General features: G+C 38.7%; 19 protein-coding genes. All 19 read left to right on the forward strand.

The annotated features are described in order from the left end of the window. Window position 1 precedes the first annotated feature (1 nt). The gene (gene sov, locus GQO80_RS03900; protein ID WP_157207023.1) at window positions 2-7,270 is read left to right on the forward strand and encodes a T9SS outer membrane translocon Sov/SprA; all 7,269 of its coding nucleotides are present in this window, start codon (window positions 2-4) and stop codon (window positions 7,268-7,270) included. 67 nt (window positions 7,271-7,337) lie between these two features. Next, a complete protein-coding gene (gene gcvH / locus GQO80_RS03905; protein WP_157207024.1) occupies window positions 7,338-7,718 on the forward strand; it encodes a glycine cleavage system protein GcvH in 381 nt (126 codons plus the stop codon). Window positions 7,719-7,782: 64 nt separating this feature from the next. After that, complete coding sequence (locus tag GQO80_RS03910; protein WP_157207025.1) at window positions 7,783-8,091, forward strand: VanZ family protein; 309 nt, start codon at window positions 7,783-7,785, stop codon at window positions 8,089-8,091. A 61-nt stretch (window positions 8,092-8,152) separates the two neighbouring features. Beyond that, the gene (locus GQO80_RS03915; protein WP_157207026.1) at window positions 8,153-8,875 is read left to right on the forward strand and encodes an energy transducer TonB; all 723 of its coding nucleotides are present in this window, start codon (window positions 8,153-8,155) and stop codon (window positions 8,873-8,875) included. A 127-nt stretch (window positions 8,876-9,002) separates the two neighbouring features. After that, on the forward strand, window positions 9,003-9,788 hold the full coding sequence (locus GQO80_RS03920) for an energy transducer TonB (protein WP_157207027.1): 786 nt from the start codon (window positions 9,003-9,005) through the stop codon (window positions 9,786-9,788). A gap of 119 nt (window positions 9,789-9,907) precedes the next feature. Beyond that, a complete protein-coding gene (locus GQO80_RS03925; protein WP_157207028.1) occupies window positions 9,908-12,007 on the forward strand; it encodes a gliding motility protein RemB in 2,100 nt (699 codons plus the stop codon). Between the two features lie 141 nt (window positions 12,008-12,148). Next, window positions 12,149-12,370 (forward strand): hypothetical protein, encoded by a 222-nt coding sequence (locus GQO80_RS03930; RefSeq protein ID WP_157207029.1) that lies wholly within the window; start codon window positions 12,149-12,151, stop codon window positions 12,368-12,370. Next, window positions 12,346-12,669 (forward strand): type II toxin-antitoxin system RelE/ParE family toxin, encoded by a 324-nt coding sequence (locus GQO80_RS03935; protein WP_157207030.1) that lies wholly within the window; start codon window positions 12,346-12,348, stop codon window positions 12,667-12,669. Before GQO80_RS03930 ends, GQO80_RS03935 begins: the two co-directional genes overlap by 25 nt. 277 nt (window positions 12,670-12,946) lie before the next feature. After that, window positions 12,947-13,840 (forward strand): heme o synthase, encoded by an 894-nt coding sequence (cyoE, locus tag GQO80_RS03940; RefSeq protein WP_157207031.1) that lies wholly within the window; start codon window positions 12,947-12,949, stop codon window positions 13,838-13,840. Window positions 13,841-13,842: 2 nt separating this feature from the next. Further along, window positions 13,843-14,424, forward strand: coding sequence for a cytochrome c oxidase subunit 3 (locus tag GQO80_RS03945; RefSeq protein WP_157207032.1), 582 nt, complete (start codon window positions 13,843-13,845; stop codon window positions 14,422-14,424). Between the two features lie 141 nt (window positions 14,425-14,565). Beyond that, window positions 14,566-15,546 (forward strand): cytochrome c oxidase subunit 3, encoded by a 981-nt coding sequence (locus tag GQO80_RS03950; RefSeq protein WP_157207033.1) that lies wholly within the window; start codon window positions 14,566-14,568, stop codon window positions 15,544-15,546. Window positions 15,547-15,568: 22 nt separating this feature from the next. Continuing rightward, window positions 15,569-15,949, forward strand: a complete 381-nt coding sequence (locus tag GQO80_RS03955) for a cytochrome C oxidase subunit IV family protein (protein WP_157207034.1) — start codon at window positions 15,569-15,571, stop codon at window positions 15,947-15,949. Window positions 15,950-16,049: 100 nt separating this feature from the next. Next, a complete protein-coding gene (locus GQO80_RS03960; RefSeq protein ID WP_157207035.1) occupies window positions 16,050-16,769 on the forward strand; it encodes a hypothetical protein in 720 nt (239 codons plus the stop codon). 12 nt (window positions 16,770-16,781) lie between these two features. Further along, window positions 16,782-17,522, forward strand: a complete 741-nt coding sequence (locus tag GQO80_RS03965; RefSeq protein WP_157207036.1) for an SCO family protein — start codon at window positions 16,782-16,784, stop codon at window positions 17,520-17,522. Between the two features lie 18 nt (window positions 17,523-17,540). Next, window positions 17,541-18,077: a DUF420 domain-containing protein gene (locus tag GQO80_RS03970; RefSeq protein WP_157207037.1), complete on the forward strand. Its 537-nt coding sequence runs from the start codon at window positions 17,541-17,543 to the stop codon at window positions 18,075-18,077. A gap of 1 nt (window position 18,078) precedes the next feature. Next, complete coding sequence (locus tag GQO80_RS03975) at window positions 18,079-18,300, forward strand: hypothetical protein (RefSeq protein WP_157207038.1); 222 nt, start codon at window positions 18,079-18,081, stop codon at window positions 18,298-18,300. Between the two features lie 88 nt (window positions 18,301-18,388). After that, the gene (locus tag GQO80_RS03980; RefSeq protein WP_157207039.1) at window positions 18,389-19,093 is read left to right on the forward strand and encodes an ABC transporter ATP-binding protein; all 705 of its coding nucleotides are present in this window, start codon (window positions 18,389-18,391) and stop codon (window positions 19,091-19,093) included. Next, window positions 19,086-20,315: an ABC transporter permease gene (locus GQO80_RS03985; protein ID WP_157207040.1), complete on the forward strand. Its 1,230-nt coding sequence runs from the start codon at window positions 19,086-19,088 to the stop codon at window positions 20,313-20,315. Before GQO80_RS03980 ends, GQO80_RS03985 begins: the two co-directional genes overlap by 8 nt. A gap of 2 nt (window positions 20,316-20,317) precedes the next feature. Next, window positions 20,318-21,562 (forward strand): ABC transporter permease, encoded by a 1,245-nt coding sequence (locus GQO80_RS03990; RefSeq protein WP_157207041.1) that lies wholly within the window; start codon window positions 20,318-20,320, stop codon window positions 21,560-21,562. Window positions 21,563-21,629 lie beyond the last annotated feature (67 nt).

Here is a 21,629-nt window from a genome sequence, read left to right on the forward strand (position 1 = left end):
TTTGAATATAACTAACCTTAATTTTTATAAATCCATTAAAAAATGTCATGCTCAGCGCAGTCGAAGCACATTTTTAGTTCTTGTATTTTTGTGTTCTGTTTCAGCATGGTCTCAGCAACCTACCGCTCAAGATTCGGTTAAAACAGGTTTTAATTTAGGAAGCATTAAAACCCCAAACCCCAATAGTATCGAGTCTAAATACACCTACGATGCTTTAACCAATCGTTATATATACACTGAAAAAATAGGCAGTTTCAATATCAATTACCCCGTTATTTTAACGCCCCAGGAATATTATGCTTTAGTTGCGAAAGAAAGTGTAAAGTCATATTACAAAGAAAAAATAGATGCATTTGATGGCAAAAAAGCAGGTGCCGATGATGCCCAGAAAAACCTGTTGCCAGAGTTTTATGTGAAATCTGATTTTTTTGAATCTATTTTTGGAGGTAATACCATTGAAGTTGTTCCGCAAGGGTCGGTTGAAATGGATTTAGGAATGTTATTTTCAAAACAAGACAACCCATCATTTTCACCACGTAACCGAAGTAACTTTACGTTCGATTTCGATCAGCGTATCAGCTTAAGTTTACTAGGAAAAGTAGGAACACGTTTGCAAGTAACAGCTAATTATGATACGCAATCAACCTTCGATTTTCAAAATTTAATAAAATTAGAGTACACGCCAACCGAAGACGATATCATCCAAAAAATAGAAGTAGGTAACGTAAGTATGCCACTTAATAGTTCGCTAATTACAGGAGCACAAAGTTTGTTTGGTGTAAAAACACAGTTGCAATTTGGCAAAACAACCGTTACAGGTGTGTTTTCTGAACAAAAATCTCAAGGTAATACGGTTATTGCTCAAGGTGGTGGAACATTAGAAGAGTTTGAATTATTTATTAGAGATTACGATGAAAACAGACACTTCTTCTTAGCGCAGTACTTTCGAGATACGTATGATAAAGCATTATCCACTTATCCGTATTTAAATAATGGCGGACTTCAAATTACTAGACTTGAGGTTTGGGTAACTAATAGAAGCAATAAAACCGATAATGTTAGAAATGTTATTGCATTACAAGATATTGGTGAATCTGTTTATGACCCATTAAATCCAACTGCAGATAAAATATTGTTGGATCCAAATTCAGCTGGATACACAGGATTTATAAATAAACCGAACTCGATACCTGATAATAGCAATAATGATTTTGACCCTACTAAAATAGGAACAACTTCTGCCTTAACAGTAGATATTAGAGATATATCAAAAGTGTCACAAGGTTTTGGAGATTTGCTTTCTCCCGTAGTAAAAGAGGGATCTGACTATTCAAAATTAGAAAATGCTCGAAAGTTAATTAGCGGACAAGAGTATGTTTTAAATTCGCAATTAGGATACATTTCTTTAAATCAACGCTTAAATAATGATGAAGTGTTAGCAGTAGCATTTCAATATACTTTGGGCGGACAAGTGTATCAAGTAGGTGAGTTTGCAAATGATGGAGTTGATGCTACCAACGTTACAACTAACGGATCAGGGCAAGTAACATCGGTTGTTAATAGTAATTTAGTGGTAAAAATGTTAAAGAGCAGCATTACCAATGTAAACCAGCCTGTTTGGGATTTGATGATGAAAAATATTTATGATACAGGTGCTTATAACTTAAGTTCTGAAGATTTTAAATTGAATATTTTTTACAACGAAGCGTCGCCTTTAAACTATATAAAACCTGTTGGTACTACCGCATTTCCAACACCAGGACCTAATGATGATGCTTTGCAGGAAACGCCCTTACTAAGGGTTTTCAATTTAGATAAGTTAAACTACAATAACGACCCACAATCAAAAGGCGATGGTTTTTTTGATTATGTTGAAGGCATTACGGTATTATCGCAAAGCGGAAAAATTATTTTCCCAAGTGCCGAACCTTTTGGGGAATACCTGTTCAACAAGTTATCATTAAACAACAGTGAAGATTACAACAGCAACAGCACCTACAACGACAACCAAAAAAAATACGTGTACGATGTGCTGTATAAAAGCACCAAAACAGCCGCTTTAGAAGCTGTTGAAAAAAATAAGTTCAAATTAAAAGGACGTTATAAGTCCAGCGGTGGCGATGGTATTCCTATTGGGTCGTTCAATGTGCCACGTGGCTCGGTAAAAGTAACTGCCGGTGGGCGCGTGTTGGTTGAAGGCATCGATTATACCGTAAACTATCAATTAGGTCGGGTTCAAATTTTAGACGAAGCTTTAAAAGCATCGAATACGCCCATAGAGGTTTCCACCGAAAATAATGCGGTATTCGGGCAGCAAACCAAGCGTTTTACGGGCATTAACGTAGAACATAAATTCAATGAAAATTTCGTATTGGGCGGTACACTTTTAAATTTGAATGAACGCCCCATCACCCAAAAAGCAAATTACGGTTCGGAGCCCATCAACAATACTATTTTTGGACTTAACGGAAACTTTGCCACCAAAGTCCCTTTTTTAACGCGTTTGGCAAATAAATTACCCAATATCGATACCGATGTAGAATCCAATCTATCCCTGCGTGGGGAGTTTGCCTATTTAGCACCGGGCGCACCAAAAGGCACCAACTTAAACGGGGAAGCAACCTCGTATGTCGATGATTTTGAAGGTTCGCAAAATGCCATCGATTTAAAGTCGCAACAATCGTGGTTTCTGTCTAGCAGACCGTTGGATTTAACTGCATCACCGGGCGACGATAACAATGGCATTCAAAATGGGTATGGCAGGGGCATGCTCAATTGGTACAGCATCGACCCCATTTTTTACAGTAGCCAACGGCCCAATGGTATTTCAGACAACGATTTGTCTAGTTTGTACACCAGTCGGGTGTTTATAAACGAACTGTTCCCCAACAGAGATTTGGTACAAGGGCAAAATTCGGTATTAAACACCTTAGATTTGGCTTTCTACCCCAACGAACGAGGGCCTTATAATTTTGATCCAGCGGCTTCAAACAACATCATCAGTAATCCGGCAACGTCTTGGGCGGGTATTACCAGACAATTAACCTCCACCGATTTTGAACAGCAAAACGTCGAGTACATTGAGTTTTGGTTGCAAGATCCTTTTCAGGAAAACCCATCAAATCCGGGTGGTAAATTGGTTTTCGATTTAGGAAACATTTCAGAGGATATTCTTAAAGATGGCCGGAAAATATACGAGAACGGTTTGCCTAAAGATGGTAATATCGATTTGTTGCCCGTTACAGCATGGGGTTCGGTAGTGCCACAAAACCAATCGCTAGTGTATGCGTTCGATACAAACGGTGAGGAACGTAAAAACCAAGATGTGGGTTATGATGGTTACAGTGATGCAGATGAAATTGCCGCTTTTGGTGCAAGTTTTGGAAGCGACCCTTCAAACGATAATTATACCTATTTTTTAAATGCCGATGGCGGTATTTTCGAGCGATACAAAAAATACAATGGCGTAGAAGGTAACACCCCGGATACCTTTTCAAATACCGATAGAGGTGCCAACACCCAACCCGATGTAGAGGATATTAACCGTGATAATACCATGAACACGATTGATAGCTATTATGAATATGAATTGGCTATTACAAGACAGAATTTACCAGAATCGAAAGCCGATTTTGATAACCTGCCGGCAAGCAACCCGTTAAAGGAATTTTTAGTCGATTATAAAGAACGTCCCCGCACACTTCCAAACGGACAATCGCCCAATGTACGCTGGTATTTATTGCGCATACCGGTTCAAGGCAGTCATGCAAAGGCGGTAGGCGGTATTACCGATTTGCGTTCGGTGCGCTTTACACGTGTGTTTTTAAAGGAATTTTCACAGCCCACCGTGTTCCGTTTTGGTACCTTGGATTTGGTGCGAAGCGAATGGAGACGCTATACCCAAGCCTTGGATAAAAACGACCCAACACCCACCGATCCGCAAACCGATTTTTCAGTAGGTGTTATTGGTACCTTAGAAAACGAGGGCAGTTACCAAAGACCACCGGGTATTGAGCCTGAAGAGCTATACAACAACAATACCGTGATTGAACAGAATGAACAATCGTTACAGGTAAATGTGTGCAATCTGGAAGTTGAAGATTCTAAGGCAGTTTATAAAAATATCAATATCGATATGCGCCAGTATAAACGTTTACGCATGTTTATGCACGCGGAAGCTGGTGAATCGGGGCCTTTGGCAAACGATAATTTGGTAGGATTTATTCGTATGGGTAACGACTTAACTGAAAATTACTATCAAATAGAAATTCCGTTACAGGTCTCAACAAATACAACCCGTGAAGGCCTGTGGCCTACCGATAACGAAATTAATTTGCCCATCGATTTATTGGGCAAAATCAAAGCCCAAGGTATTTCGGATATGACCTTGAACAACGAAGACCCCACGTTTTACGATGTGGTGGGTAATGAGCTGGTAACGGTATCCAATCCGTTTTCGGGCTATGTGGCTGGACAGCATCGTATTGGTATCAAAGGAAACCCCAATTTTGGCGACATTAGAACGCTTATGGTTGGCGTTAAAAATGCCACCAACAGAAACGACCTGTGTGCCGAAGTATGGTTCAACGAACTACGCTTATCCGATTTAGACAACGAAGGCGGTTGGGCAGCCGTGGTAAGCATGGATACCAATATGGCCGATTTTATGAATATTAGTGCCACCGGCAGACAAAGTACTTCTGGTTTTGGCACGATCGAACAAGGCCCAAGCCAGCGCAGTTTGGAGGATGTGAAACAGTACGACGTAGTTACCAACGTAAATGTGGGGCAGCTATTGCCAAAAAAATGGGGCATTCAGGTACCCTTTAATTATGGGCAAAGTGAAGAATTGATTACGCCAAAATACGACCAGTTCTATAAAGATTTAACCTTGGATTCCCGATTGGAAGCAGCCAATTCCAGTACAGAGCGTGAACAGATCAAGCAACAATCGGAAGATTACACGAAGCGCCAAAGCATCAATTTTATAGGCGTTCGTAAAACCCGTACCACCGATGCCAAACCGCGTTTTTACGATGTTGAAAACCTCACCTTAAACTACTCGTATAATAAGGTAGAGCACCGCGATTTTGAAATTGAGAACGCGGTTGATAAAATGCTGCGTGTGGGCGCTAATTACGCCTTCAATTTTAATCCTGTAAAATTTGAACCTTTCAAAAAGAACGATTCGTTGTTTACGGGCAACTACTGGAAAATCCTAAAAGATTTCAACCTTAATTTATTGCCCTCCAGTTTTACGCTTAATTCAAACATCAACAGGCAATTTAACCGTCAAAAATTTAGGGAAATCGATTTGGGTGGCCCTAATATTGGAATTGAGGAACTTTTCCGAAGAAATTACACCTTCGATTTTCAATACACCATCAATTACAACATTACCGAAGCCTTGAGCTTAAATTTCACGGCGGCCAACAATAATATTGTGCGCAATTATTTTAAGGACAACATCATTAACGGCGAGCAAGATGAAAAATTAGATGTTTGGGATGGCTTTTTCGATTTTGGCGACCCCAACCGCCAATCGCAGGATTTAGGCATTACCTACCAAGTGCCCATTAATAAAATCCCCACCTTTAGTTTTGTAAACGCCACCTATCAATACAGTGGTAATTTCCAATGGCAAAAAGGCTCCGATTTATATGGTGAGCTGGAATTGGATGGCAACACCTACGATTTAGGGAATACCATACAAAACGCCAACACCCACAATATCAATACAACTTTTGATATGAATAAGTTGTACAGGTATATTGGTTTGGTAAAAAAACCAATCGCGCGCGTACGGGCCCGAACCACACCAGGAACGCCACCAAACCCAGCGCAGAACAAAACCAACCAACCTCAAATTAAGAACCAGTCCACCACAAAATTATTAAATGCGGGTATCGATATTTTAACAAGTATTAAGCGTATTCAACTTAATTATTCTGAAAATAATGGTACGTTTTTACCGGGTTATTTACAAACCCCCGGTTTTATTGGAACCCTAAAACCTAGTGCCGGTTTCACCTTTGGTAGCCAAAGCGATATTCGATATTTGGCGGCACGACGCGGTTGGCTAACGGTTTTCCCAGAGTTTAACCAGCAATTCGCTACTACAAACACCAAGCAATTGGATGTGTCGGCAAGTTTAGAACCTGTTAGGGATTTAAAAATTGATTTGGTAGGCAGTAGAACCTATTATGAAAATTACACCGAAAACTTTAGGGTGAACGCTACGGGCAGCACGTATGAATACGAAGCGCTTACGCCCAATACGTTTGGGAATTTCAATATTTCAACGCTGTTGATTAAAACGGCATTCAACAAAAGTGATGAGAATTCATCGGATGCGTTTAACGATTTTAGGGCAAACCGATTAATAATTGCCCGACGCTTGGCGCAAAACAATGGGGCCGACGTTAATGATGTAGATGCTAATGGCTTTCCTAAAGGTTTTGGCAAAAACAGTCAAGCGGTATTGTTGCCGGCGTTTTTAGCGGCGTATTCGGGTCAGGATGCCAGTAAGGTTAAAACAACGGCGTTTCGCGATGTGCCCATTCCTAACTGGGATTTAAAATATACCGGTTTTATGAAATACGCTTGGTTTAAAAAGAATTTTAAACGTTTCTCGTTAACTCATGGATACCGCTCCACCTATACCATCAATCAGTTTCAATCGAATTTGGATTATGCATCGCCTAATTTCAGTTTAGATTATGATAGCCAACTTCCCGAAGTTAAGGACCAATCGGGGAACTATAAAAATGAAACCTTGTTCAGCAATATCAACTTAACCGAAATGTTCAGTCCGTTGGTGCGTATCGATTTCGAGATGCAGAATTCGGTTAAAATATTGGCTGAAATCCAGAAAGACCGCCTGATTTCGTTGAGTTTTGACAATAATTTAATGACCGAAGTACAAGGCAATGAATATATTGTGGGCTTGGGCTACAGGATCAAGGATTTGCGCATCAACTCCAATTTAGCAGGCCCAAGCAAGCGTATCGTGAGCGATTTGAATATGAAGGCCGATGTTTCCGTAAGGGAAAATAAAACCATCATAAGGTACCTAGACTTGGAAAACAACCAGGTAACTTCGGGACAAACCATTTGGGGACTGAAATATTCGGCCGATTATGCCTTCAGCAAAAACCTAACGGGCATCTTTTATTTCGATTATACGTTTTCAAAATATGCCATTTCTACGGCATTTCCGCAAACCACCATTCGCTCTGGGTTTACCATTCGATATAATTTTGGTAATTAATACCCAATCAGTTTGAATTTAGCAGGGGAATAAATACATTTGTTGGCAACAAACTTAAATAGATAAAATGAACATTCCATCAGAATTAAAATACACAAAAGACCACGAATGGATACGCTTGAACGGCGACATAGCAACCGTTGGCATTACCGATTTTGCACAAAGTGAATTGGGCGATATTGTTTACGTTGAAGTTGAAACCGTTGATGAAACCTTAGATGCTGAAGAAATTTTTGGAACCGTTGAGGCCGTAAAAACCGTATCCGATTTGTTTTTGCCACTATCAGGCGAGATTATCGAGTTCAATACCGCGCTGGAAGATGCACCGGAAAAAGTAAACACCGATCCGTATGGCGAAGGCTGGATGATCAAGATTAAATGCTCCGATCTTTCACAAGCCGATACTTTGTTAACGGCCGAAGCTTACAAAAAACTGATAGGTGCTTAACAAAAAAACGTTTTTGTTAAGCGTTAGCGTAATCTACACGGTTGGATTAACGGGTGTTTGTTTAATGAAGCTTAACAAAATGCCAGATGTGGGCGTTTCTTTTGGCGATAAAATATTTCATTTATTGGCATATTTGCTGCTCACTTTTTTATGGGTAAACACATTTTTTTTGCTCGTTAAAACAAAAAAAGACATCGTATTGCCATACATTGCGTTGTTTTGTGTTGTTTTTGGTATAGTTATTGAAGTATTACAAGGAACAATTACGGCATACAGATCGGCAGATGTGTTTGACGTTGTGGCAAATACAGCAGGCGTATTGCTGGCGGTACTAATTTTATCAGTTCAAAAAATAGTACACATTAAAAAATAAAAACGCTTGTTTATTTGGCAAATAAATAGTTATTTTAGCAATATTGAAAAACAATAAAATTATGGAACTTAAAAAAAATCCTAAAGCCAATGTTGGACGTAACAGTTCACTTTATTTCGCAATTGGTTTGGCGCTTATGTTATTTTTAACAAACTTCGCCATCAATTACAAAACATACGATAAATCGACGACCGATATAGGTGTTGTAAGTATGGATCAAGAATTGGAAGAAGAAATTCCAATTACAAACCAATTACAAACCCCACCGCCACCGCCACCGCCACCTGCTGCTCCCGAAGTGATCGAGATTGTAAAGGATGAGGTTGAAGTTGTGGAAACCGTTATACAGTCAACAGAATCCAATCAAGAACAAAAAATAGTAAAGGTTGAAGCCGTAAAAGTGGCCCCACAGGTTGAAGAAGATGTTGAGGTTCCTTTTGCCGTTATTGAAAACGTACCCGTGTTTCCTGGCTGCGAAAGCGGCAACAACGATGCTAAAAAGGCATGTATGTCGCAAAAAATACAGGATTTCGTTAATAAAAAATTCAATACAGAATTAGCAAGCGAATTGGGCTTATCAGGAAGGCAACGTATAAACGTTATCTTTAAAATAGACAAAACAGGCGCTGTAACGGGTATTCGTGCCAGAGCACCACACCCAGGTTTAGAAAAAGAAGCAGAACGTGTAATAAACATGCTTCCTAAAATGCAACCAGGTAAACAACGTGGCAAACCGGTAACCGTACCCTATTCATTACCAATAGTTTTTGTAGTTCAAGAATAAACAGGTTATTACTGTAACCAATACACATGACGTATAAAATCCCGTTACAAATTTTTGTAGCGGGATTTCTTTTTTGGTATGCTTATTGTGATTTTATCATAATATTAACATTTAAATTATAATTATTATGAGCATTCCAAAGAAAATCCACGAACCCATTCGGCAAAATGGCGAAATCGTGAAAAAATCGCAAAAGCATGATGCAAATTTACGAAAAAACTCAACGCTTTACTTTCAAGTAGGGCTCATTATCTGTTTGCTCGCTGCTTACGGCTTTTTAGAAATGAAGTTTGAAACAACAGTTCCTAAACTTGTAACGGTAACACCGCCCGATGATGATTTTGTAAATTACGTTCCAGAGTTTAAGCCCGAAGTAGCCGTAGTTGATAAGCCGGTTCGGGAAAAAAGAAGCGAACCTTCAACAAAGTTTGAGGAAGTGCCTAATGATACACCTGAGATTTTAAAGGAAGCACCATCAGAACCACAAGTTCAAGTGAAGGCAACAATGCATCCTAGCAACATGGTTTTAGTTAAAAAACCTGATGAATCTGAGCCTGTTTCTTTTGAAAAAATTGAACAAGTCCCTATTTTCCCGGGTTGCGAGAACAAAAAATCAAACGAAGAAAGGCGCCAATGCATGTCTGATAAAATAAACCAATTAATCCAGAAGAAATTTAATACCAATCTAGGAAGTGAATTGGGTTTGCATGGAAAACAAGTGATTCGTACCCAATTTAAAATAGATAAAACAGGGCAGGTTAACGATATTAAGGTAAGAAGCACGCATCCAGAACTGGAAGCTGAAGCCCAACGCGTTATCAAAACCATCCCAGAAATGACCCCGGGCAAACAACGTGATAAAAATGTAGGCGTTATTTACACCTTGCCCATTGTGTTTGAAGTGCAAGATTAATCAGCTAATAATTTAAACTGCCAAAAGCCGTTATCTGTTAAACGATAATGGCTTTTTTAATGCCGCATTATCAAAAATATAGTATCTTTCAGTCCAATATAAATTTTCAAAAAGCACAGATGAAACGTTTCGTTGTACTAGCCTTACTTTTAGTCCAATATCATTTATTTTCACAAAATAATGCGTTCCATGAAAAACCGCCCGTGTTTCCTGCTTGTGAAAATGTGGCTATTGATGCGTTGCAACACTGTTTTGATACCCATGTTTATCAACATATTTTCGACACCTTTCTTGTGCCAGAAAACGTTTTAAAGGAACATTATAAAGGCGACGTGGTGGTGATTTTTGAAGTGGACACAACCGGCCAATTTAAGGTCATATATGTAGAGGCCATGTATGAATCGTTAAAAACGGAAGTTAAGCGCGTGTTTTCAGCGTTTCCAAAAATAACCCCTGCAACCTACAATGGTAGAAATACCTATAAACAATATACGGTTTCAATAAAAATTCCATTAGTTAATCAAACTGAAATTGAGCAAAATGTAACTAAAGAAACGGCAATCCATACAATAGAACAACAGGCTAAAACAGAATTCGACATCATTAATAAATCAATTGAAGCTTTCGCGGATAAGGCGTTTTCAAGCCAGTTGAACATTCCGTTTACCCACAGCGATTATGCGCGTTTTGATAGGAATATGAATCTTGTGGGCACCAACAGCCACACGGCATCCAAACCTTTTGTATATAACGATGTAGCAAACTATTACGATTTTAAAGCCGAAAAGAACAAGCTAAAAAAAGAAACCACTACTTGGGCAGGGCGAAAGCTTTGGAACGAGCATTTGGTGCAATTGCAGAGTACCGATTATTGGTTTACCATCGACCCTGTTTTCGATTTGGAAGTGGGAACCGATGCCAACGCCGATTTCAATTCTACCTACAACAATACCCGTGGTTTTTTAGTGCAAGGTGGTTTGGGCAAGAACTTCAATTTTTATGCGTCGGTTTTTGAAAGTCAAGGGCGTTTTGCAGAATATGTAAACAATTATGCTGAAAGTTTAAAGGCTTTTGGTCCCGATCCGGCCATTGTTCCCGGGCGTGGTATTGCAAAACGATTTAAAAAAGATGGGTACGATTATCCCGTTTCCGAAGCTTATTTGTCGTATGCCCCGGCAAAGTTCATCAATATTCAATTTGGGCATGGCAAAAACTTTATTGGTGATGGCTACCGTTCGTTATTGTTAAGCGATGTGGCGAGTCCGCACCCCTTTTTAAAATTGAACACCACCTTCTGGAAACTAAAATACACCAATACGTGGATGTGGTTAAAAGATGTAAGAGATGATGTTGTGCAAGACAAAGCATTTTTGTCAAAATACATGGCCAACCATTACTTAAGTTGGAATGTTTCAAAAAAACTGAATATTGGTTTATTTGAATCGGTGGTGTGGGATAATAGCAACAACAGGGGTTTTGATGTGAACTATTTAAATCCTATCATTTTTTACCGAGCGATTGAGTTTGAAACTGGCCAAGGTGCCGGCAATGCCTTGTTGGGCGCTTCGGCAAAATACAAATTCAACGACCAGGTAAACATGTACGGTCAGTTTATTTTGGATGAATTTTCGCTGGGCGACATAAAAGGCGGCGACAAAAGTTGGAAAAACAAATATGGCTACCAGTTGGGGGTTAAATATTACAATGCGTTTAAAGTGGATAATCTGTTGTTACAATTTGAATACAATCGCATCCGACCTTACACCTATTCGCACAATACCATCGCGCTTAATTATGGGCACAACAACCAATCGATGGCGCATTTGTGGGGCGCTAACTTTAGCGAAGCCATCCTTATTGGGCGATACCATTTCAACCGTTGGTTTGCCGATGCAAAACTTATTTTTGGCGTACGCGGACTCGATTTTAACAACGGCACCGATAATTTTAGTTATGGCGGCGATGTTTATAGAAATTACAACGACCGCCCCTTCGATACAGGTGTGACAATTGGACAAGGCAATAAGACCAAAATCTTCAATGGTAATTTGCAAGCAGGATATCTCGTCAATCCTGCTTCCAATTTAAAAATCTTTACCGACATAACCGTTCGAAACTTCAACCCAGAAGCAGAAACCATCAACACCTTTAAAAGCAGTACGGTTTGGTTTAATTTCGGGATACGAACCGATTTGTTCAATTGGTATTTCGACAACTAAATGCCTGCAACAACAAAAAGCCTATAATTGGGTAAAAGAATTTGTTTAGAAGATTATTCAACAAAAACTTTCAATGTTTTTTTTTGATAAATTGGTTTAAAAATAACTTTGTATATTTACGCTAACTTATATTTAGAAATAATGGGAACCTTAGAATTAAGAGAGGAATTGCGTAAATATATAGAAACAGCCGATGGTAATTTTTTAAAAGCTTTGCATAAAACGGCCAAATCATATATTGAGCAAAGGCATTATGATAAAATGATTGCTGAAGGTGAAGAAGATATTAAGGCTAGACGCATTCACAGTCAAGCTGAAGTCAAAAAAATGATTGAAAGTTGGACAGAGAAAAAAAGCCAGTAGTATGGTCTTTAAGAGCAACCAAAGATTTAGAGAAAATCACAAGATTTTATATTGATCTTTATGGACACGATAAAGCACGAAAAATTGTATTAGACCTTCGAGAATGTACAGAAATACTTGAACGTGAAGATATAGACACCTCAGAGATTGGTACTATTGATGTCGCCTTTATACATTTGAAACAAAATTATCGCAAGCTATTACATCACCATTGCAAAATCACATATCGAGAAGGCAAAACAAAGTTTTATATTGTAAGGGTTTTCGATACGAGACAACACCCCAACAAGAACAAATGATGGCGTGGTAGTGTGCAACAATAAAAAACACCTCCCCAAAAAAAAACAAATGCACCCCTGCGTAAGAATAGCAGTGGAAAGGCCACAGCGCTCCCAATTGCGATAAGAAGCACGAGGACTTGCTACGGATAGCCCTTCCGATAATTATCCGAACTAAGGACGCACCCAAAAAACAACATCCCTTTTCCCAAAATAAATTTACCAGTTAAAAGCGTTGTTCAAAATGTTTTAAAAAGTATCTTTGCACTCGCAAACTAAAAACTAAAGCCTAGAACCGTTGAGCAACCCAAAAACGTCGTTAACAACCGTTTCGGTGATTTCAGATTTTAAGGAAATCACTAAAATGCGCCTGTCGTTAAGTGTGGTGTTCTCATCATTGGCGGGGTATTTGTTGGGCGTTGAAACCGTCGATTACAAAACCTTGATTTTATTGGCTTTTGGCGGTTATTTTATGGTGGGTGCTTCCAACGCGTTTAACCAAATTATTGAAAAAGACTTAGATGCGTTGATGAAACGAACCAAAAACCGGCCCATTCCTTCGGGGCGCATGTCGGTTAACACAGCTTTTGTTATTGCGACGCTTTTCACCATATTGGGCATCGCCATTTTGTATAGCATCAATAAGCAAACGGCCATGTTTGGCGCCATTTCCATTTTTTTATATACCTGCGCCTATACGCCTTTAAAAACCAAGACCCCTTTGGCGGTTTTTGTGGGGGCCATTCCTGGGGCCATTCCGTTTATGTTGGGTTGGGTAGCGGCGACCAATAATTTTGGCATAGAACCTGGTACCTTGTTTGCGTTGCAGTTTTTTTGGCAATTTCCGCATTTTTGGGCCATTGGATGGTTTTTGTACGATGATTATGAAAAAGCCGGGTTTTTCATGCTCCCCACAGGCAAACAAGATAAAGGTACCGCGGTGCAAACCATTATGTACACCATTTGGACGCTCTTGGTATCCATTATTCCGGTGTTTGGCTTTACAGGGTCGTTGCGGCTATCGATTGTGGCGGCAGTAATTGTTTTTGTTTTAGGGTTGGGTATGGTCTATTACGCTTTCCGATTGTTTAAGGAAATGACCGTAACGGCCGCAAGGCAACTAATGATAGCCAGTGTTTCGTACATAACGTTGGTACAAATTGTATATGTAATTGATAAATTTATAAGATAACCATGGATTTAACGCAGGGAACTTTTGAAGAAAAAAATAACCGGGCCAAAAAAATGATGCTTTGGTTTGGAATCATTTCACTGGTAATGTCCTTTGCCGGATGGACAAGTGCTTTTGTTGTAAGCAGCTCCCGACCCGATTGGTTGAAGGATTTTGTGCTGCCCAATGCGTTTATTATCAGTACCTTCGTTATTTTTTTAAGTAGCATCACGTTTATGTTGGCTAAAAAAGCCTTAAAAGCCAACCATCGAAAAGTTGTTGCATTATGGCTTATTGCAACCTTAATTCTAGGGTTGGTTTTCATTTACAACCAATTTTTAGGGTTTCAACAAATTATAGATCTAGGATATAACTTCACGGGGCCAACCAGCAATGTTACCATGTCGTACATCTATTTAATAGCGGTTGTGCACATTTTACACGTGGTGGTTGGGCTTATTTGCTTGTTGGTTGTAATTTATAATCATTTTAAACAGAAGTATGGGCCATCTAAAATGCTTGGTTTTGAACTTGCTGCCACTTTTTGGCATTTTATAGACATACTTTGGGTATATCTCTTTTTATTCTTATATTTCGTGGGATAGTTTTTATTATTTTTTCAAATGACAAATGTCATATTTTAAAATATTTTTACATTTCGTTTTTTTAAAATTAATGGATGTAAATTTCGTTAAATAGATAAATTGATTATTTTTGTCCCACTTAAAAAAAACAACCAATAAAATATGAGTACATCAGTTGTAAGCACTGGCACGGAAGGAAAAACTTGGGGAGGCGGTAACGAACCGTTACAAGCGAGTTACGGCAAGATGATGATGTGGTTTTTCATCGTTTCAGATGCCCTAACATTTTCCGGTTTTTTAGCGGCCTATGGTTTTTCGAGATTTAAGTTTATTGAAACATGGCCCATTGCCGATGAGGTGTTTACTCACGTACCCTTTTTGCACGGGCAGGAACACCCCATGATTTATGTGGCGTTTATGACGTTTGTGCTTATCATGTCGTCTGTTACCATGGTACTTGCCGTAGATGCAGGCCATCATTTAAACAAGGCAAAAGTAACGCTTTACATGTTTTTAACCATCATTGGTGGTTTAATATTCGTTGGATCGCAAGCTTGGGAATGGGCAACTTTTATAAAAGGCGATTATGGTGCGGTTCAAACAAAAGGCGGAAACATCATTCAATTTGTAAATGCTGAAGGCCATCGGGTGGCATTAAGGGATTTTGTGGTAGCTGCCCCAACCGAAAGGGAACAATTGGAAAGAAAAGACGGTTTTTGGTTTCAAAAGGAAGGATCCTTGCCAACTTATACCCTAAACGATGTCATTTCAGGCTTTGACGCGCATCCAGATATGCTCATCAGGACGCAAACCCTGAACGAGCACGGTCATAAAACGGTACTTTCAAGAGGGGAGTCGTTGCAAATGCTAAAAAATAACGGGAAGCACGTTGTAGAAGGTGCCAACCTGCATGAAAATGAATACGGTTCGCCATTGTTTGCCGATTTCTTTTTCTTCATCACAGGGTTTCACGGGTTTCACGTGTTAACGGGCGTTATTATCAACATTATCATTTTCTTCAACGTTATTCTAGGAACCTATGAAAAGCGCGGAAGCTATGAAATGGTTGAAAAAGTAGGACTTTATTGGCACTTTGTAGATTTGGTTTGGGTATTTGTATTTACCTTCTTCTACCTAGTTTAATTCATAAAAACATACATTTAATATGGCACACGCACATAAATTAGGAATTTTAAGAGGCTTGATTACCTTTAAGTCGGTTACCCACAAAATTTGGGGCGTATTAATTCTTTTAACCATAGTAACCACCGTTGAAGTTGTTTTGGGTATTTACAAACCCGAACCATTAAAAGCCCATTTTTTGGGGATGAAATTGCTTAACTGGATATTCATTATTTTAACCATTGTGAAGGCTTACTATATTACCTGGGACTTCATGCACATGCGCGATGAAGTAAAAGCCTTGCGACGCATGGTAGTTTGGACCACCGTATTCTTGATCATCTATTTGATTTTTATTTTGTTGCAAGAAGGTGGATACGTTTTTGATGTTTTTAAAAACGGTTATATAAAAACAGATTTTTAACTTAATATTTTAGTTAAATAGATATATAAAGGCGGTTATTAAACCGCCTTTTTTTATTTTTGCGCTATGTTTGGTTTGATAATAAAAAACAATCGTTTTAATGGACTATAAGAAGGTTGGCAGGTATTTTGTTTTGGCTATTTTGTTTTTTCTACCGGTAACCTTTTTGTTGCTTTTGTACCCGGCAACCCATAATTATAAACCCTTGGATATTGTTGGTGAATCGGTTTTGGATTTGGACGGTTTTACGTCCGATACGGGCGATAAAATAAGTCTAAAAGACCATATTACCGTGTTAGCTTTTTTCGGAAGCCAACCCTTGGATAACCTTACGCAAGCATCCAACCTAAAGGAATTGGTTTACGATAAGTTTAAAGGTTTTAAAAATTTTCAAATTGTTTTAGTGATGCCCAACGGCACGCAGGAAGCTGCGGAAACACTTAAAAAGGAAATCAACGCTTATGAAGATATGCGGTTTTGGCATATTGTTTTTAGCAAACCCGAGGCTATTAAAAATGTTTACAATAGTTTAAAAAATGAAATGCCTCTGGATGCAAATTTGGCAACAAACAATATAGTTATAATCGATAAAGATTTGAACCAACGAGGCCGACTGGACGACAGGAGCGATAATGAAAAGGCAAAAAACCGTCCGGTATATGGCTTAAATGCTTACGATTGTATTGAAGTAGCCGAAATTAAAAATAAAATGTGCGACGATGTGCGTATCCTGCTTACAGAATATAGGCAAAAACGAAAAGGCGAATTTAATTCGGAAATACGAAGAGCCAACGATTTAAAAGGGGTGAAACATGAATAAAAAAACAGTAAAATGAAAAAAACAAATTATTCATACATAGGCATCGCCTTCATTATTTTGGTGTTCGGTATTTATTTCGTTCCTAAAATTGTTGACAGAATCACAAATAACGACATGGTTAGAAACGATGGGGGCACACGATTGAGCATCAATAAAAACAAAAAGGAGTCCGATTTAGCGTTTATCGAAATTAATGGCGAGCGCAAAAAAGTGCCGGCTTTTTCGTTTACAAATCAAGATGGTAAAACCATAAGCAATAAAGATTATGAGGGAAAGGTATATGTTATTGAATTTTTCTTCACCACCTGCCCCACCATTTGCCCACGTATGAATGCAAACTTAATCCAAATTCAAAACACGTTTAAAGATTTTGACAACTTTGGTGTAGCCTCATTTACCATAAACCCTGATCATGATACTTCCGAGGTATTAAAAGCTTATGCCGAAAAGTATGGCGTAACCAATCCCAATTGGCATTTAATGACGGGCAACCAAACAGCTATTTACAAATTGGCCAACGAAGGTTTTAACCTCTACACCGCAAAAGATGATACCGTGGAAGGTGGTTTTGAACATTCGGGCAATTTTGCGTTAATTGATAAAAACGGGTTTTTACGCTCCAGAATCGTAAACGGAAATCCCATTATTTTTTATAACGGTATGATTTCAGAAGCCGAAAAAGCAGATGACGAAGGCATGCCAGAAGAAATTAGTATTTTAAAAGCAGACATAAAAAAATTACTTAACGAATAACTATTTTGTGCTTTAATTATGGATAACGGCAAACAAATATTGGATGATAAAAAATATAATAGAATTATAGTTATACTCTCTATTTTAATACCCGTTGTGGTTGCCATTTTGTTTGGTGTTAAAATACCAAACGTTGCGCCTTTATCTTTTTTGCCCCCTATTTATGCCACCATTAATGGTTTAACTGCCGTTATATTGGTTGTGGCACTTGTTGCCATCAAAAATAAAAAGATGGTACTCCACGAAAATTTAATGACAACGGCCATAGGCTGTTCGGTAGTGTTTTTGGTTATGTACGTTGCCTATCACATGACCAGCGATTCTACCAAATTTGGCGGTGAGGGCATTATAAAATATGTGTATTATTTTATTTTGCTCACACACATCCTGTTGTCTATAATCGTTATTCCATTTGTGTTGATCACTTATGTACGAGCCATTACCAACAATATCGAAAAGCATAAGAAAATAGCAAAAATCACGTTTCCCTTATGGCTATATGTTGCGGTGTCGGGAGTTATTGTTTATGTTTTGATTTCACCTTATTACGTTTAAAATGAAAAAACCAACCCTCTTTTTTTTCTTGTCTTTTCTCTTTTTTATTGAAAAAACAAACGCCCAGTGCGCGATGTGTCGAGCGGTTTTGGAAACGGCCGAAGGACAAACGGCTGCCGAAGGCATTAACGACGGGATTGTGTATTTAATGGCAGTACCTTACATACTAATTGCAGGGATTGGCTATTTCATTTATAAGAAATACAATACGTTAAAAAAGTAATAAAAACTTTTTTAAGCGCCGTATGTAACATTTCTTTGTATAGTTAGTCTTATTTATAACAAGGTTTCATTGCTTAACCATCCAATACATGTTAGAAATACATAATTTACACAAATCATATCCCATAGGCGAATCCAGTTTACATGTTTTAAAAGGCATCGATTTAAAGGTAGATCAAGGTGAAATGGTTGCCATTATGGGCTCGTCGGGCTCAGGGAAATCAACCTTATTGAATATCATAGGCATGTTGGACGAAGCAGATTCGGGCGAATACATCCTCGACGGGTTGCCCATTAAAAACCTTACCGAAAAAAAAGCCGCCGTTTACAGAAACAAGTTTTTAGGGTTTATTTTTCAATCTTTCAACCTTATAAATTACAAAAACGCCCTCGAAAATGTGGCGCTTCCGTTATATTATCAAGGCATGAAACGTAAAGAACGTAACGAACTGGCCATGTTTCACCTAGAAAAAGTAGGGTTGGCAAATTGGGCGCACCATTTGCCTAAAGAACTTTCGGGCGGTCAAAACCAACGTGTAGCCATCGCGAGGGCATTGGCGGCAAATCCAAAATTATTGTTGGCAGATGAGCCCACTGGTGCTTTGGATTCTAAAACTTCCCATGAAATCATGGAGTTTATCCAACAGTTAAACGATGAGGGAAAAACCATTTTAATGGTTACCCACGAAGAAGATATTGCCAACATGTGCAAACGTATTGTTAGGTTGCGCGACGGCGTTATCGTGGAAGACAAATTTGTAGAACAAGTAAGGTTAAAACAACAGTATGTTTGATTTAGACCTTTGGCGCGAGATAGTGCAGAGCATCAATAAAAACAGGACACGTAGTTTACTGTCTGGTTTTACTGTTGCATTCGCCATTTTGTTGTTTACCATTCTTTTTGGTATCGCAAACGGGTTGCAAAACACGTTTAAGGAAGCCTTTGGTACCGATGCAAACAATTCCATCGTTATTTTTTCGGGAAGAACTTCCAAAGCCAATAAAGGACTTCAAGCAGGGCGAAAAATCCAGTTTAAAAACGAAGACCGCCAGTTTATCTTGGATGAGTATGGCGATAAAGTACAATTCATCACTTCAAAAGTAAATAAAAGTGCCAGTGCTTCTTATAAAGGTGAAAAAGGCAATTACGAGTTACGTGGCGTTCATCCCGAATACATGTTTATTGAAAATAATGTTATCGATAAAGGGCGTTACATCAACCAGCAAGATATAGACAATAAAACCAAAGTTGTAGTTATTGGTAAGGTGGTTGAAGACGATTTGTTCTTTAAGGAAAATGCCATTGGCAAATACATAAACCTAAGCGGTATTCCCTATAAAATTGTGGGCGTTTTTACCGATGATGAAGGCGATAGTGAAGAAAGCGTTATTTACATGCCCATTTCTACAACCCAGTTTTTATACGGGAATAACGATTTTGTCGATTTAATCCACTTAACCTACAACCCCGAACTTAATAACGACCAAGCCCTATCTTTTGGAACCGATTTAACCAAAAGCTTAAAAGAACGGTTTTCGGTAGCGCAAAGCGACCAACGTGCCATTCGCCTTTTTAATATGGCCGAAGGCACCAAACAGGTTGAAATAATGACCATGAGTTTAACCTTCATCATCCTCATTATTGGCTTCGGAACCTTAATTGCAGGTATTGTGGGCGTTAGCAACATCATGATTTTTATCGTGAAAGAGCGTACTAAGGAAATAGGCATCCGAAAAGCATTAGGAGCATCGCCAAAATCGATCGTGTCCATCATTTTATTGGAATCCATCCTTATTACCGCTATTGCAGGTTATGTTGGACTGTTGGTGGGCGTTGGCGTTTTGGAACTTGTGGGCCCAAGCCTTAAGGAATATTTCATAAAAGACCCTGGTGTAAGTAACAGTTTGGTAATTGGCGCAACCATCACCTTAATTGTTGCCGGTGCCATTGCTGGTTATTTACCCGCAAAAAAAGCATCGCAAATTAAACCCATTGTAGCACTAAGAAACGACTAAACATGTTTAGATTTTTAATTGATAGAGATACGTGGCAAGAGGTTTTTGATAGCTTTAGTAAAAACAAACTAAGGTCTATTTTAACCATGGTAGGCGTTTGGTGGGGCATTTTATTATTAATTGGGTTACTGGGTTCTGCCAGAGGTTTGGAAAATTCGTTTAACCGATTGTTTGGCGATTTTGCAACTAACAGCGTATTTGTTTGGGGGCAAAGTACCAGCAAACCCTTTAAAGGTTTTCAAGAAGGCAAGCAAGTAAATTTAACGTTATCCGATGCCAAAAAAGTAGAGGAAAACGTGGTAGGCATCGAGTTTGTGCTTCCTAGAAGTCAGCAATCAACAAGCGTTACCAAAAATTTCCTTTCTGGAAACTTTCAAATGGCAGGCGATTATCCGTTGTTGGATAAACTTCAAAAGAAAAAACTCATCAGCGGTAGGTTCATCAACCAAAATGATATTGAAGGCAAGAAAAAAATAGCCATTATTTCCGAGGATACCTACAAGCAACTTTTTGAAAAAGATCACGATCCCATAGGGGAGTATATCGAAATTAACGGCATTAACTTTAAAGTGGTGGGTATGTTTGAAACTGGAAACATGAACATGGGGCCATCAACCGATATCCATATACCGTTTACAACCTTTCAGCAAATTTATAATAGAGGTGATAGAATAGGTTGGATGATGATTACGGGAAAACCCGAATACGACATCAAGCAAATTGAAGAAGACGCAAAGTTGTTGCTAAAAAACCTAAATAACATCCACCCTGATGATACGCAGGCGTTTGGTAGTTTCAATTTGGGCAAAGAATTTAAAAAGGTAACCGGTTTTTTAACGGGCATGCAATTTTTAACTTGGTTTGTGGGCATAGCCACCTTGATAGCAGGCGTTTTTGCCATTGGGAATATTTTATTGATAACCGTTAAGGAACGTACCAAAGAAATTGGCGTAAGGCGTGCTTTGGGTGCAACCCCTTTTGAAATTAAACGCCAAATCGTGGTTGAAGCGGTTTTTTTAACCCTGGTGGCTGGTGTTTTTGGAATTATTACCGGTGGCTGGATACTCATTGCATTAGACCACTTTTTTGGTCAAGGCCCTAGTGCAGCCATCGTAAACGCCTCGGTTTCAATAGCCGTCGTGTTTGTTGCATTGATAATATTAGTGGTTTTAGGTACTTTAATAGGCTTAATACCAGCCTTTAAAGCAACTAGCATCAAGCCCATAGAAGCATTAAGAGAAGAATAATAGCAAGAATAACCCAATGAACCTTCTGTAACTTAACCAATTTTAAATTGAAATCGCTTATAGAAGT

It is taken from the genome of Mariniflexile maritimum (assembly GCF_009746565.1).
Lineage (GTDB): Bacteria > Bacteroidota > Bacteroidia > Flavobacteriales > Flavobacteriaceae > Mariniflexile > Mariniflexile maritimum.